Here is a 14,004-nt window from a genome sequence, read left to right on the forward strand (position 1 = left end):
TTCTATAAGTGATTTACTCCTTCTACCTCCTGCCTACTGCCCCCTGTCTCCTTCAATACTTGCTCTTTTTTGACGTTCTCTTGAGATAGCACCAATAAAGTTGAACCCATAGAAACCAACAGCATCGCTAACGAAGCCGCCGCCGCATCGGCAAAATCTACATTTTCTGTAGCTTGCCAAATTTGCATTGCTAAAGTACTAAAGCCAATAGGCGCTAACAACATGGTGGCGGGTAGTTCTTTAATCGCTGTTAAAAATACCAGCACCGCACCACTCAACACACCTGGTTGTACTAGAGGTAGGGTAACTTCTCTTAAAGTTTGCCAAGCATTCCTACCTAGACTACGCGCTGATTCTTCTAGCTGGGGATTGACTTGCAAAAGCGAACTGCGGACTGTTCCCACTGATTGCGGTAAGAATAAAACTAAATATGCAAATATCAGCATCGGCAGAGTTTGGTACAATGCTAGCAAATAATTGGCACCAAAAAATACCAAAGATAAGGCAACAACTATTCCTGGAACTCCAAAACCTATATAAGAACAGCGTTCAATTATGGCGGTGATTTTACTCGGAAATCTGACTGCTAAAATTGCTACTGGTAAGGCAAAGATGGTGGTAGCTAAAGCCGCTAATCCAGCTGCGCCAATGGAGTTGAGAATGGTGGGGAATAAATTGGGGAAAGTATAGCCACCGTTAAGTCCGCGAATCAGCCAAAATAAGGTGATACCTACTGGCAAAACTACACCGAAGCTAGTAATTAGTAGACAAAAACCGAAAGCCGGCCATTTCCAAATTCCCAACTTGACAATTTTTGGTGGACGTAGAGAGGCGGAACCACGACTATAATAAGCTGCCCGCGATCGCATTCGATATTCTAACCACAAAATCAGCAGCACCAATGTCACCAACATCAAAGATAAGGCTGCGGCTGAGTTCCGATTAAAGCTAGTTTTATATTGTAAAAAAATTGCCCGCGTAAAGGCATCAAATCGCATCAGCGAAGGTGTACCAAAGTCGCGCAAGGCATATAAAGCTACTAATAATCCACCTGCAATTAGTGATGGTTTCAACTGTGGCAAAACTACCTTAAAAAAGGTTTCTCTACTACCATAACCCAAACTACGAGACGCTTCTTCTAGAGATGGATCAATACCTTGTAATCCAGAACGCACACTCAGCAGCATATAGGGATAGGTAAACAAAGTGATTGCCAAAACTGTCCCAGGAAAACCATAAATTGAAGGTAATTCTTCTACTCCTAATGGTTGAAGCAATAACTGCAAAAAACTACCCCGTGGTGCCAAAGTTGCAATCAGCGCAAAGCTGCCTACATAGCTAGGAACCGCTAAGGGTAATGTTGTTGCCACTAACCAGAAACGTCTTCCTGGTAAGTCTGTCCGCACTGTTAAAAATGCCAATGGTACGGCAATTAGTGTAGAAAATAACGTCACTGTTGCCGCCATTGCCGCACTGTTAAAAAAAACCATAATATTGCGGGGACGAGAAATCAATTCCCAGAACTCTTCCCCGCCAATACCTGCGGTGCGAATTACTAAGTATAGCAATGGCAGGGCAATAGCAATTGCCACTACCGCTGCCGATAATGTGAGAAATAATGGAGGGCGAACCGCTTTCAACTGTTACAAAACTCCTGCCTTCTGCAATAAATTCAACGTTGCTGGCAAATCATCTAAATCTGTCAAGTTAACATTGGGTGGATTTAGCTTACTGATTGGTATTTGTTTTGATGGTGCTGGGATTCCTTTTACTAAAGGATACTCATTAGTTTCTTGAGCAAAGTAATTTTGTGAACTCTGTTTGAGCAGATAATCAATTAAAGCTTCTACATCAGCTTTTTGATCTGTGGTTTTCGTAATTGCTACTCCTGCCACATTAATCATTGATCCTGCATCTTTGCTTGTATAGTGGTGGGCAACAGGAAAGTTCGGATTATCTTTTTTGAAGCGATACAAGTAGTAATTATTCACTAAACCAAGATGAACTTCTCCCCGCCCCACAGCTTCGACGATCGCAGCATTTTTACCGTAATCTTTGACACCGTTAGCTTTCATCGCTTTGAGCCATTGGAGAGTTTTTTCGTCTCCATTTAAGACTCGCATTGCTGTAACAAATGACTGAAATGAGCCGTTAGCCGGTGCCCAGCCAACTTTACCGCGCCATTTTGGTTCTGTTAACTGCGAAATTGATGTCGGTAGTTCCCCTGATTTAACTAACTTTGTATTGTAGTCAATGACACGGGCGCGACCGGAAATTCCTAGCCAATGCCCTTTAGCAGAACGAAAGCGAGAATCAACCTTGTTTAGCAGTTTAGAGGCAATTGGTAGCGTTACCTGTTTTTTCTCCAAAGTGCCTAAAGCACCAGCGTCTTGAGCGAAAAACAAGTCTGCACGGCTATTTTTACCTTCTTCCAAAAGTGCGATCGCTAATTCAGCAGTATCGCCATAACGCACTTGAATATCCTGATTCAAGTCTTTTTTGGCTTTCTCAATTAAGGGGCCAATTAGTTTTTCTTCTCTGCCTGAATAGATTACGAGGGTTTTCGTTTGAGCATTTACAGCCACCCCGATTCCCCAACCTAGCGTTACAGCTAGAGCTAACGCTGAAACTTTCAGCAATGGTAAACTTTTCAATTTCCAATCCTCCACCTTAATACTTACCAGGAAGTTTTTGCAATAATCTTGGTATTCTCAACCTTTACCATTAACCTGTACTGGTAAGCAATAAACTTTCTCAAAAAATTTAGATTTTTCCTACCTTGGCCAGATGTATTCCAGTCAATAGCAAGTTATATGACTTGTACTTGCTGCATGAGCTTGAGTGTTGTTTCTAAATCGCTAAGATTACTCAAGTCGATTTTTTGAGTTTGTTTTTTAATTTCTTGGAGAGATTTTAGCTTACCTTTGGGCGCAACAGCCGAAGTTAGAGGATACTCAAAAGTTTGATTAGCAAAGTAGTTTTGGGCATTTTCATTCAGCATGAATTCGACAAACTTTTGAGCAATATTGGGATGTTTGGCGCTGTTAAGAATTGCTACACCTGCGACATTTACCAAGGAACCCACATCATCAGTAAAATGATGCTCCACAGGAACTTGAGGATTATCTTGTTTGATTCGTTCTAGATAATAATGATTGACAAATCCCACAGCAATTTCGCCGCGAGATAAGGCTTCTACGATCGCAGTATTATTAGGATAAACTTTAGCATTGTTAGCTTTAATACCTTCTAACCATTGCCTAGCCTTGTCTTCTCCTTCTGCAACTCGTAAGGCGGTGACAAAGGATTGAAAGGAACCATTTGTAGGTGCCCAGCCAATTTTACCTTTCCATTTCGGTTCAGTAAAGCCAAAAATAGACGATGGTAATTCCCCTGGTTTTACTAATTTAGAGTTGTAATCTACTGTACGCACTCTCCCCGAAATACCTAGCCATTTCCCCTCTGGTGAACGGTAGGTACTATCTACTTGATTGAGAAGAGATGTTGGTAACTGTACTGCTCGATTTGCTTTTTGAATAGCTCCAAGGGCGCTAGCATCTTGGGCGAAGAAGACATCTGCGGGACTGTTTGCCCCTTCTTCCAAAATTGCTGATGCTAACTCAGCAGTATCGCCATAGCGGACTTGTACCTTAGCATTGCTTTGTTGCTCAAATTGTTTGATCAGCTCGCCAATGAGTTTTTCGTTGCGTCCTGAGTAGATTACTAGCTCTTTTTCTAAGACACCAGTAGCAGCCGTAGCTGGTGTAGCTTGCCCTGAAGGCGATTCGGCAGTATCGGTGGGAGTTTGATTAGGATTACAAGCGATCGCTAATCCACCACTAGCAGTTGCTAGTCCTACTATATAGACAAATTTGCGGCGCTTCATAAGCTTTCTCCAATAGAACACACACTATTAATAACTTTATTGAAATATATTACTATTAATTTAGGCAGTTTACCTAATGACATTTTAATGTATACTCAGATTAATATATTGCTAATTCAATAGACAGAAGCAATTAAGTTCTTAGTTAAGATAATTATTTATCCATATTATTGTCAATTAATTAGAATAATTTTTTGAAAAAGAATTGATAATTGTTTTTATTAAATAAAAAATGCCTAAAAGCAATAATTTCTATCTGGAAATTATTCTTATATAAATTGGTGAAAAAATGTTTTCAGACAAAATTACCGTCTGGCTTTTGGTTGCTAGCACCAAAACAACGTAGGTATTTTTTGGGCAAACAGATAGGATCTATGAAAAGAGTAGAATTTTAGGAGTAAACCTCTGTCTTTACAAGCCATTACCGTTCCCACAGCAACTTCTCAACCCCCAGCAGGCTTAATTGTCACTTTGCATGGTTGGGGTGCTAATGCTGAGGATGTAGCATCTTTGTTACCCTTGCTCAACTTACCCGATTACCAGTTTGTATTGCCCAATGCACCTTATCCTTATCCCTATTCCCCTATAGGGAGGGCATGGTATGACCTGCGGGTGGAAAATATGTATCAAGGGTTGGCAGAAAGTCGGCAACTGCTAACAGATTTCTTGGAATCTTTAGAAAGTACCACTGGCATACCTTTGTCACGTACCATTTTGAGTGGATTTTCTCAAGGCGGAGCAATGACTTTAGATGTCGGTTCAAAATTACCCTTAGCAGGTTTAGTTGTGATGAGCGGGTATTTACATCCTGACGCGCTAACGGCAGCTAAAAGTGGGATTCCGCCGACTTTAATCACTCACGGTACATATGATGAAGTTGTGCCCCTGAAAGCTGCTTTGAAGGCACGAGAAACTCTCAAGTCTCTAGGAGTGGCAGTAGAATACCACGAATTTGATATGGGGCATGAAATAGATCCAAAAACGTTAGAGGTGCTACGAAATTTCGTTGTAAATACAATTGCTTAGTCAGGATTACGAATTTTTGATAAATTCTGGTACAAATTCTGACAATTTTCACGAACTTAATGACTTCTAATGAGTAATATATATTGGGTGGCTGCGTTCAGCGCAACTTAACCCATGCTGAAGGCGAGTGCTGCATAAGGGAGGGGCAAGTATTATGACAACTTTAAGCATTTCCCAAAAAGAAATTGCTGCCATGAGTGCAGTAGAAGTAGAAGAACTAGCTACACGTCTGGAACTGGATAATTATAGTAATGCTTTTGAGGGTTTAAACGATTGGCATCTATTGCGAGCGATCGCATTTCAGCGTCCAGAGTTAGTTGAACCCTATATCTACCTCTTAGACTTGGAACCCTATGATGAAGCTTAGTTGAGAGTTAGGAGTTAGGAGTTAAGAATTAGGATTTATAACTATTTAGTACTAATTTTTGAACGACTCACTCCTAACTTTTTACCATGACTAATCCAAAATTGAACAGGGTTCTTATTGGTGTAGGTGGCGGTATAGCCGCCTACAAAATCTGTGAATTGGTTTCGACGCTGTTTAAAACTGGGGTAGAGGTTCGAGTTATCCTCACCCGTTCGGCGCAAAAATTTATCACGCCTCTGACAATATCCACCCTATCTCGTCATCCCGCCTACACAGATGATGATTTCTGGCAGCCAACTCACTCTCGTCCCTTGCATATTGAGTTGGGTGAATGGGCAGATGTCATGGTAATTGCTCCTTTGACAGCTAATACATTAGCCAAGTTAGCCTACGGGATGGCTGATAATTTACTCACAAATACCGTGCTGGCTTCTACTTGTCCCGTGCTGTTAGCACCAGCGATGAATACTGATATGTGGGAACAGCGATCGGTGCAACGGAATTGGCAACAGTTATTGCCAGATAGCCGATATCATGGAATGAATACAGCATCAGGGTTATTAGCGTGCGATCGCATCGGTGCTGGTAGATTAGCAGAACCTCCAGAAATTTTGGCTCACATCCAATCGCTGTTACACACTCAAGGCAAACGAGATTTAGTCGGAAAACGAGTCTTAATTAGTGCTGGGGGAACGCGAGAGTATCTTGACCCAGTAAGGTTTATTGGTAATCCTTCCACAGGTAAAATGGGATTAGCTTTAGCACAAGCCGCATTTCACCGAGGCGCAAACGTCACCTTGGTACATGGCCCAGCTAATTGGGATGTACCATTAGGAGTAGAAGCAATTCCCGTTGTTAGTGCAGACGAAATGCAGCACGTCATGGTGGAATGTTTACCCAACGCTGATATCATTGTGATGTCAGCAGCCGTGGCCGATGTGAAGCCACGAGATTATAGTACAGAGAAATTGCCCAAGCGATCGCTCCCTCAAGCTTTACCCTTGGAACCCGTACCAGATATAGTCGCCCAATTAGCAGAACTCAAACAGCCGCATCAGATATTAGTTGGCTTTGCTGCACAAACTGGAGATATTGTCAAACCTGCGTTAGAAAAATTACAGAAGAAAAAATTAGATGCGATCGTTGCTAATCCCATCGATCAACCTGATAGTGGTTTTGGGAGCGATCGTAATCAAGCGATATTTTTAAATAGTCAAGGAAATCAGGTAGAAATTGCACCTTGTTCTAAATTAGAAATGGCACATCAATTATTTGATTTTGCGATCGCCAAATTTTAGGATATCAATATTTTTCCAGAGTCCGAAATCGATGAGAGAATTAGCAATCGAATCACCATCCACCTGGCGTTTCATCCCTATGCTTCAGACATCAGGAGGAGTGCAAATGGCGATCGATGCTTGGTTGTTCAATCAATGTGAAAAGGGGCAGCACCCGCCCACGCTGCGTTTTTATACCTGGTATCCACACGCGCTTTCCTTGGGACATCTGCAAAGACAATGGCCTACCCAGTGGCATAATCTGACTTACCAGGGACAGTCCCTCGAACTAGTACGTCGGCCAACGGGAGGTAGAGCTGTTCTCCACCAAGGAGATTTAAGCTACGCCCTGATTACCTCAGCTAGTAGTGGAAAAAGCTGGGGTACTTATGAAAAAATCTGTAACTTTTTAATCCAAGGCTGGCAAACATTGGGTATCCAGTTAAATTATGGTTCTGCTGGACGAGGTTACATTCATAATCCCAGTTGCTTCAATACAGCAACAGCTGCGGACTTAGTTACTGCTGATGGAAGTAAATTTATTGGTAGTGCCCAACGCAAGGGAAGAAATACCATTCTTCAACACGGTTCGATGATTTTATCTACAGACAAAGGTTTATTTCAGGAAATCTTTGAACAACCAGCTCCGTGGAATATCTCACTTTGTAATACGCAGGAAGAGGATGGGTGGATTGCAAAGATTGTGGATACGCTGACAGAGACAGCAAAACAGCACTTTGGTATAGAACTAGTTACCCAACCATTCACTGATCTTGAATGGCAAGATATTCTCAAATTGCGATCGCTTTATGAAGTGCATTAGCGTAGCTCACCGTAAGTATCGCCTCTTCCAAAACTTGAGGTTATGTAGCAAATACGTAGAAAAGTCTATGATATCATATCATGTCTGCCAAATTACCCATAATAAAATAACCCCACCCCCAACCCCTCCCCGCCTGCGGGGAGGGGAGACAAAGCACAGCTTTGGCGGGGTGGGGTTCTTCGGGTTTAATCAGCAATCAAGCGGACATGATATCAAGCACCAATTGAGAAAGGAAAAAAATGAAACCGGCTGTATTGAGCTATTCGGCGTCGCAAAGCTGGATAATTTGAGCAGATTACAGGCGGCGTTATACATTAATAAGTGTATCTGCAATACCGGACTTGTTCTGGCTTAGTCTCAATAGCAAAGGTTTGGAGATGTTTACTTTATCAGAAACTTCTATCCTGGCAGCAATCCTACTGGTAGCTTTAGGCATTTTAGGCTGGGGCTTTTATCGCGCCAGACCTTTTGGTAAACTGGGAATTTTAGCCTGGTTACAGTCGGTGGTGTTGATGACTCCCTGGCTCCTGTTTTTTGGATTGTTTGCCGCAGGGATTTACATTAATATAGCGGGTATATTGTTCTTAGTGGTGACATCCGCTGGATTGTACGTTTATTTGGGCAGACAGTTACGCGCAGCTGGGCAAGATGCCATCCTCAAGCAACGTGCAACCGAAAGACTCGCTGCTGCTTCCTCACTTGAAGCAAATTCCCCACAATTAGCAGTCGCAGAACTGAAAGCGGAAATTCCACCAATACCGGAAGATGACTTGAATGCAATTAAAGGCATTTTTGGTATCGATACATTTTTTGCCACAGAAACCATCGCCTACCAAGATGGAGCCATTTTCAAAGGTAATTTGCGGGGAGAACCAGAAGAGACTCACAACCGTTTAACTGCAAGTTTACAGCAACGCCTTGGCGATCGCTATCGTCTGTTTTTAGTGGAAAACACAGACGGTAGACCCGTGATGATTGTCCTACCGAGCCGTAACGATCCCCGGCCGATGTTGTTATCGCAAAAAGTCTTTGCAGGTATTCTGTTGGTAGCGACCATTGCTACTAATTTAGAAGCTGCGGGATTACTACTGAATTTTGATTTTTTTGGCAATCCAGGGCGGTTTCAAGAAGCTTTGCCCATAGGTGCTGGAATATTTTCGATTTTACTAGCTCACGAAATTGGTCATTGGTTACTTGCACAGCGTCACCAAATTCGCCTTAGCTGGCCCTTCTTTCTACCCGCAGTGCAAATTGGCTCTTTTGGGGCAATTACCCGCTTTGAGTCTCTGTTGCCTAACCGCAAGGTATTATTTGATATTGCCTTGGCAGGGCCAGCCGCAGGTGGTATTGTCTCTTTGTTAATGCTGGTGACAGGCTTGCTACTTTCCCGCCCAGGTAGTTTATTTCAATTGCCCAATCAGTTTTTCCAAGGGTCGATTTTGGTGGGAAGTTTGGCGCGAGTTGTCCTTGGTTCGGCGTTGCAGTCACCCCTAGTAAGCGTTCATCCCCTAGTGGTGATTGGTTGGCTGGGGTTAGTAATTACCGCTTTGAACTTAATGCCCGCAGGACAACTAGATGGTGGGCGGATTGTGCAGGCGATTTATGGACGCAAAACCGCAGGAAGGGCAACGATCGCAACTTTAATTTTACTGGCGCTAGTGTCTCTTGGTAATATGATTGCCATGTACTGGGCGATCGTGATTTTCTTTTTGCAACGGGATCAAGAACGCCCCAGCTTGAATGAAGTCACTGAACCTGATGATGCTAGAGCCGCTTTGGGTCTTTTAGCTCTATTCTTGATGATTACTACTCTTTTACCCCTAACTCCCGCCTTGGCTGGGCGTTTGGGAATAGGATAGAGAGTTCTGAGTGAGGAGTTAGGAGTTAGGAGTTTGAAGAACTCTGCCTATCTCCCTACTCCCCACATTTCTATGGTTTCCAACCTGCTAGCAGATTCGGGTAAGCCGTTGGTGTGGGAAAAATATTCTGGAAGCCAGTTTGACGCTCTTGCGGCTTTTCTTTGCTCATGTTCCAGAGGGTTTCATAGAAAAAGAAAGAAACTCCAGCAAAGTTGCGATCGCGTACTTTTTGCACTTGTGTTTGAATCTGCTGCATCGGTACGGATTTATTTTTCAAGCCAGCCAAAATGCCTACACTCACTGGAATATGGCTCTTAGCTGCTTTCACTTCTGGATACTCTAATTCACGAACAAAGATATTCAAATCATCTCGATATATCTGCAAAACTAAGTCTTCAACAATTCCCAGCCGTTCCCACTTCTGCCAGTCTGCTAAAAAGAAGTCATAAGAAAAACGTTGAGGATTGGGTGCAACTGAAACCAAGCAATTTTTTTTAGTAGCTTTGATAGCTGTAAATACCCGTTTCATAAAGTCGGTGATTTTATTAGCTCTCCAGCGTACCCACTCTGGATCTTTAAAGTTTTTAGAAGGAGCTTTACCACGGTGTTCTTTTTTGTAGAGTGCCACTGTATAGGCATCATATCCTAACTCTGATGGTAAGCCAAAATGATCATCAAATTGAATGCCATCGATATTGTAGTTTCTAACAATTTCAACAATTAAATCTTGGATAAACTGTTGTACTTCTGGGCGAAAGGGATTTAGCCAAACGCGATTATGTGTCCCTTCTTTGACAATCCGAGTCCCATCACTGCGACTAGTGAGCCATTGGGGACGATTTTTAGCTAATAGAGAATCTGCTGGTGCCATGAAGCCAAATTCAAACCAGGGAATCACTGTTAACCCTTTTTGATGTCCCACATCCACAATTTCTTTGAGAATATCTCGCCCTTTGAGTCCGGGTGTGGGATCGAGCGATCGCCCGATAACTTTTTGGGCAACTTTGCTAGGATACAATGTATATCCCCAATTCCAAACCGCCGGATATATCGTGTTAAAATTGAGTTCATCAAGGCGTTGCAAAGATCCCTTGAGGCGATCGCGCTCAAATAACACATCACTATCAATATTGGTTAACCACACCCCCCTTAACTCAGATTTTGGCGTTGACGGCAGATTAATCTGAGCGTTCAAGGGGAACGACAACATCGCTGTAGCGATCGCACTCAAGGTAAGCATAACGATAAACAAAAGAGACTTTCTACTTTGGCGAATATTCCACCAAGAAGAAAACTCAACACACCACTCTACAAACCTTTTCATCATTATTTAAAATGTCTGTGTCAGTGAAGGAAACATTGGCATGATCACTAATATTAATGCTTAACCTTTGTTTCCTGCTCTAAAAACAGATTGCCAATATCAAATAAAAGTTGCATAGTCCCGCGATAGCCAACTTTGCAGAACTGACCACTATCTAGCGGTCAAAAATGGGAATTCCTTGACGGTAGAGAGGAATTTTTAAGCGTTGAGCGATCGCCACTCCATAAGAGTTGGTTATTAGCAAATCAGATCCAACCGCCAATTGCTCAAAGTCTTCCAAATCGCCGATAGTGACGCTCTTAATCGGCAGTTTTTCTAGCAGAGGAAAGCGTGTCGTTGTCACTGCTGCGTGAATCTCAACTCCAAGCGATCGCGCCGAAATCCCAAACCACGACAAAGTGTTTAAGTGCTTTGTATCTGCTTATTTACCTGATTGGGGGGATCGGGATGAAAATACTTTAGGAAAAACAACTTGAGCTAGAAAGAGCCATATTCATTGGGATCTAATCCTTGCGATTCCACCTGGGAGATGTTGGGGAAATAAATATTTGGGGTAAAACTGGGGTAATGTAAAAGGGTCAAGATGTTTACAAAGCAGCCGTGTTAAACAAAAATTATGTCGTCCGATCAAAGTAGATTTTATCCCAAGACGACAATGGTCTTTTAAATAAGCATTAGCTTCTATAATTGCCATTTGACACACGGGTGTAGATCCGTTAAACGGATTTTGCGCTCCCCTATACCCTATATTGTCAACTTAGGCACTTATATCTTGCATATACATAACTTTTACCCTCACGACTGGAGAGCAAAATCTTGGGCATAGAATTACGCAGTTTCGTATTTCTCGACAACCTGCAACCTCAACATGCAGCATATATGGGAACAGTAGCCCAAGGCTTCTTACCATTACCAGGAGATACATCACTGTGGATTGAAATCTCTCCTGGTATTGAAATTAATAAAATTACGGATATAGCCCTGAAATCCGCCTCTGTCCGTCCGGGAGTACAGGTAGTTGAACGACTATACGGACTATTGGAAGTTCATTCTAGCTCTCAAGGCGAAACCAGAGCTGCTGGTCAAGCTATTTTGGCGTTCCTGGGAGTCAAAAGAGAGGAATGTCTGAAACCGCGTGTTATTTCTAGCCAGATTATCCGCAACATCGATGCTTATCAAACACAACTGATTAATCGCACGCGCCGGGGACAGCTATTACTAGCAGGTCAAACGCTGTATGTATTAGAAGTGGAGCCTGCTGCTTACGCCGCACTGGCTGCCAATGAAGCGGAAAAAGCAGCGAGGATTAACATTCTAGAAGTTCAAGCTGTAGGTAGTTTTGGAAGGCTTTACTTAGGTGGACAAGAACAGGATATTCTAGCAGGAGCAGCGGGAGCATTAACAGCTATTGAAAGTGTCGCTGATCGGGTAAATTCTCTGGGTGGGCGTCAGGAGTAAAGGAGAGAAAATGGCAAATCGAGAGCATCTAACTTTACTCAAAGCAGGTGCAGTTAAATGGATTGAGTGGAGAAAGAAAAATCCCCAGATTGAACCAGACCTCAGCGCTGCGAATTTGCAAGGCAATAACCTCAGAGGTGCAAACCTTCAAGGGGTAAACCTGAGAAAAGTCGATTTGGGTAATGCTTTACTTGTGCGGGCTAACCTCAGTGGTGCTGACCTCAGTAGTGCCAACCTCTACAAAGCCCTCCTGAATGAAGCTAACCTGAGTGCAGCTAACTTCAGTGTTGCTAACTTGAGTGGCGCTATACTTACGCAGGCGGATTTGAGTCATGCCGATTTGATTGGAGCTGACTTGAGTCAGGTGGATCTTAGAGGTGCTGCGATCGCATACGCTAATCTAATTGGTACTGACTTAAAAGGCGCTAACTTGAGAGATGCCGATTTAGGTGCAGCAAAGTTGATGCGGGCTAACCTCTCTTTTGCCAACCTCATTGAAGCTAACTTGATTGCGGCTGACCTCAGTGAGGCGAGTTTGTACGAAGCAGAAGTTTTAGGGGCTTATCTTTACAAAGCTGACCTGTACAAAGCTAATCTGACCAAGGCTCACCTAAGTGGTGCATACTTGTTGCGGGCTAACTTAAGTGAAGCTGATTTGAGTCAAGCTGACTTGAGTTGGACTAACTTGAGAGACGCGAATTTGGCAGGGGCGAATCTTAGAGGAACTAACCTTAGAGGAGCCGATATTCGGGGAGCTAACCTCAGCGGCGTAAATCTTCAAGAAACAATTATGCCTAACATTTCAAGACACCATTAGTTTACAAGAACTAGGAATTGACGTTTAGATTCATTTTTTGGGGTATCTCTTCCCACAAGAAGTATATAAAATTTCTTGCTTTGTCGTTATCTTAATGGCTTTGTCAAGGTATCCATTGCAGTATGACCTCTCGCTTTGAGTCGAAGACAAGTAAACAAAGGCGTTGCTTTTCTAATAATATTTTACCAATTGGTTCTTGAAATAGTTCTGAGTAGGTTTCTTGACGAATAGCCAGATACAAGCGGCGGTCAGGTTCTAAGCGAGTGAGAATATAGTAATAGAGAATATAGTAATATAAGATATATTGATATATTGCCCTAAAGCATTTTCTACAAAAATTATGACTAACCAAACAAATGCTCCTCCTGCTGCTGATTATGCACCTCTAGAATTACAAGGGGAATTAATCGCCATGCAAGAATTAACGATTGGGGATTTATTAACTATTGCTCAAAGTCAAGTTCCAGAAAGTCAACAAGAACTACATTTACAACTTTTACAAAAAAATCAAAATAATCAATTAAGTGAATCAGATAGATTATTGCTGCGATCGCTCCGAGTGAGTGCTGATTATTTAATGCTGAAAAAAGCCTATGCTTATGCACTTTTAAAATGGAAAGGCTATTCTATTCCAGATTTTGAGCAACTAGTAAAGTAACAGCTGTGTCATCTATCCCTAAATCTATTCGTCAAAAAGTTATTAATGAAGCTGGATATAGATGTGAATATTGCTGCACATCTAGCCGTTTAATAGGTATGCCATTAGTAATGGATCATATTTTTCCCACTTCATTAGGAGGAAGTGATGGGCGAGAAAATTTATGTGCTTCTTGTTATCGTTGTAATGAATTTAAAGGAGCAAAAATAACTGCTAATGATCCTGTTACTAATGAATCTGTTTCTTTGTTTAATCCTCGTCAACAAAGATGGTTAGAGCATTTTCAGTAGGCAAATGGTGGTACTCATATTATTGGGATAACTGCTTGTGGAAGGGCAACGGTTTTAGCTTTAAGGTTAAACAATGAAGATATTGTACAAGCTAGAGCAATTTGGATTAGTTTAAATTGGCATCCTCCTAACGATTAATGATGCCAGATTTTTGGCTTTCATATCATACAAAAAAATCTGGCGATTAGAAATCCTAGCTACACAAATAAAGTCTAACTT

The 14,004-nt window shown here is 42.2% G+C and carries 14 protein-coding genes and 1 pseudogene; 9 read left to right on the forward strand and 6 right to left on the reverse strand.

The features are described 5' to 3' along the window. Nucleotides 1-2: 2 nt before the first annotated feature. From QUD05_RS23810 to QUD05_RS23820, 3 genes are all read right to left on the reverse strand, one after another. Nucleotides 3-1,640: an ABC transporter permease gene (locus QUD05_RS23810; protein WP_289798259.1), complete on the reverse strand. Its 1,638-nt coding sequence runs from the start codon at nt 1,638-1,640 to the stop codon at nt 3-5. Nucleotides 1,641-1,643: 3 nt separating this feature from the next. Beyond that, nucleotides 1,644-2,654 carry an iron ABC transporter substrate-binding protein gene (locus tag QUD05_RS23815; protein ID WP_289798260.1) on the reverse strand — a complete coding sequence of 337 codons (1,011 nt, stop codon included), beginning with the start codon at nt 2,652-2,654 and terminating at the stop codon, nt 1,644-1,646. A 155-nt stretch (nt 2,655-2,809) separates the two neighbouring features. Continuing rightward, nucleotides 2,810-3,886 carry an iron ABC transporter substrate-binding protein gene (locus tag QUD05_RS23820; RefSeq protein ID WP_289798261.1) on the reverse strand — a complete coding sequence of 359 codons (1,077 nt, stop codon included), beginning with the start codon at nt 3,884-3,886 and terminating at the stop codon, nt 2,810-2,812. Between the two features lie 420 nt (nt 3,887-4,306). Here QUD05_RS23820 and QUD05_RS23825 point away from each other — a divergent pair, with 420 nt between their 5' ends. From QUD05_RS23825 to QUD05_RS23845, 5 genes are all read left to right on the forward strand, one after another. Next, entirely contained in the window at nt 4,307-4,912 is a 606-nt protein-coding gene (locus tag QUD05_RS23825) for an alpha/beta hydrolase (RefSeq protein ID WP_409878234.1), read from the forward strand. A gap of 154 nt (nt 4,913-5,066) precedes the next feature. Then, entirely contained in the window at nt 5,067-5,279 is a 213-nt protein-coding gene (gene isiD / locus QUD05_RS23830) for a protein IsiD (protein WP_094351471.1), read from the forward strand. An 86-nt stretch (nt 5,280-5,365) separates the two neighbouring features. Then, on the forward strand, nt 5,366-6,577 hold the full coding sequence (gene coaBC / locus QUD05_RS23835; RefSeq protein ID WP_289798262.1) for a bifunctional phosphopantothenoylcysteine decarboxylase/phosphopantothenate--cysteine ligase CoaBC: 1,212 nt from the start codon (nt 5,366-5,368) through the stop codon (nt 6,575-6,577). Nucleotides 6,578-6,608: 31 nt separating this feature from the next. Then, nucleotides 6,609-7,379: a lipoyl protein ligase domain-containing protein gene (locus QUD05_RS23840; RefSeq protein ID WP_289798263.1), complete on the forward strand. Its 771-nt coding sequence runs from the start codon at nt 6,609-6,611 to the stop codon at nt 7,377-7,379. A gap of 377 nt (nt 7,380-7,756) precedes the next feature. Then, nucleotides 7,757-9,238: a site-2 protease family protein gene (locus QUD05_RS23845; protein ID WP_289798264.1), complete on the forward strand. Its 1,482-nt coding sequence runs from the start codon at nt 7,757-7,759 to the stop codon at nt 9,236-9,238. Nucleotides 9,239-9,308: 70 nt separating this feature from the next. Here the strand turns inward: QUD05_RS23845 and QUD05_RS23850 are convergent, their stop codons facing one another. Together QUD05_RS23850 and QUD05_RS23855 are read right to left on the reverse strand one after the other, a co-directional pair. Further along, nucleotides 9,309-10,562, reverse strand: coding sequence for a glycoside hydrolase family 10-like protein (locus QUD05_RS23850; protein WP_289800059.1), 1,254 nt, complete (start codon nt 10,560-10,562; stop codon nt 9,309-9,311). A gap of 53 nt (nt 10,563-10,615) precedes the next feature. After that, a pseudogene (locus QUD05_RS23855) lies at nt 10,616-10,935 on the reverse strand (nitrogenase component 1); the annotation flags it as partial. A gap of 443 nt (nt 10,936-11,378) precedes the next feature. Between QUD05_RS23855 and ccmP the strand changes: the two are divergent. Both ccmP and QUD05_RS23865 read left to right on the forward strand, forming a co-directional pair. After that, complete coding sequence (gene ccmP / locus QUD05_RS23860) at nt 11,379-12,020, forward strand: beta-carboxysome protein CcmP (RefSeq protein WP_289798265.1); 642 nt, start codon at nt 11,379-11,381, stop codon at nt 12,018-12,020. Between the two features lie 10 nt (nt 12,021-12,030). Then, nucleotides 12,031-12,837 (forward strand): pentapeptide repeat-containing protein, encoded by an 807-nt coding sequence (locus QUD05_RS23865; RefSeq protein ID WP_289798266.1) that lies wholly within the window; start codon nt 12,031-12,033, stop codon nt 12,835-12,837. A 103-nt stretch (nt 12,838-12,940) separates the two neighbouring features. On the opposite strand, the gene QUD05_RS34170 is transcribed toward QUD05_RS23865, so the two are convergent. Continuing rightward, a complete protein-coding gene (locus QUD05_RS34170; protein ID WP_354666153.1) occupies nt 12,941-13,189 on the reverse strand; it encodes an element excision factor XisH family protein in 249 nt (82 codons plus the stop codon). Here QUD05_RS34170 and QUD05_RS23870 point away from each other — a divergent pair. Beyond that, complete coding sequence (locus QUD05_RS23870; protein ID WP_289798267.1) at nt 13,178-13,495, forward strand: hypothetical protein; 318 nt, start codon at nt 13,178-13,180, stop codon at nt 13,493-13,495. The genes QUD05_RS34170 and QUD05_RS23870 overlap by 12 nt on opposite strands. A gap of 5 nt (nt 13,496-13,500) precedes the next feature. After that, the gene (locus QUD05_RS23875; protein WP_289798268.1) at nt 13,501-13,785 is read left to right on the forward strand and encodes an HNH endonuclease; all 285 of its coding nucleotides are present in this window, start codon (nt 13,501-13,503) and stop codon (nt 13,783-13,785) included. The last annotated feature ends 219 nt before the right edge of the window (nt 13,786-14,004 follow it).

This window comes from Nostoc sp. GT001 (genome assembly GCF_030382115.1).
GTDB lineage: Bacteria > Cyanobacteriota > Cyanobacteriia > Cyanobacteriales > Nostocaceae > Nostoc.